Source organism: Amycolatopsis rifamycinica (genome assembly GCF_000695625.1).
GTDB lineage: Bacteria > Actinomycetota > Actinomycetes > Mycobacteriales > Pseudonocardiaceae > Amycolatopsis > Amycolatopsis rifamycinica.
Genome location: NZ_JMQI01000029.1, coordinates 1 through 681 on the forward strand (window position 1 = coordinate 1; position 681 = coordinate 681).

Annotated in this window: 1 protein-coding gene; it reads left to right on the forward strand. The window is 59.6% G+C overall.

Annotated features, from left to right (window positions below):
- Nucleotides 1-59: 59 nt before the first annotated feature.
- Nucleotides 60-681: IS256 family transposase (locus DV20_RS16310; RefSeq protein ID WP_043781046.1), on the forward strand; the 622-nt coding region annotated here is incomplete at its 3' end.

Below are 681 nucleotides of genomic sequence, written 5' to 3' on the forward strand. Positions count from 1 at the left end.
GAGGGTGTCAGATGGTTTGTGTGTGAGGGATTCCCCTCACACCAAGGAGATGAACCAGAATGACTACCGTGGCACGACGAAACCCAGAGGACTCCGCAAAGATCAAAGCGATCGAGGAAAAGCTGCTGGCCAATCCTGAGATGGCGAAACTGATCGACGAGCTCGGCACCTCCACAACGGATGCCAACGATCTCGTCCGGGGCCTGCTCCAGGCCTCGATCAACCGCGGCCTCAACGCCGAGATGGATGCCCACCTCGGCTACCAGCACGGCGACCGGGACAGCAAGGAAGCCGCTGGTCAGAACAATTCCCGTAACGGTTCCTACCCCAAGCGGGTCGATTCGAACTACGGACCGGTCGATGTCGCTGTTCCCCGGGACCGTGACGGATCCTTCCTGCCGACAATGGTGCCCAAAGGATCCCGCCGGCTGACCGACGTCGACGACATGATCATCAGTCTTTATGCCGGTGGCATGACCGTCCGAGACATCCAGCACCACATGGCCACCGCCATGGGCGTGGACATCTCCCATGAAACAATCTCCGCGATCACCGATGCGGTCCTCGAGGAGGTCATGATCTGGCAGAACCGCCAACTCGAGGAGTTCTACCCCGTGATCTTCCTCGATGCGTTACGCATCAAAGTCCGTGACGGGGGCCGGGTGGTCAACAAATCCGCGT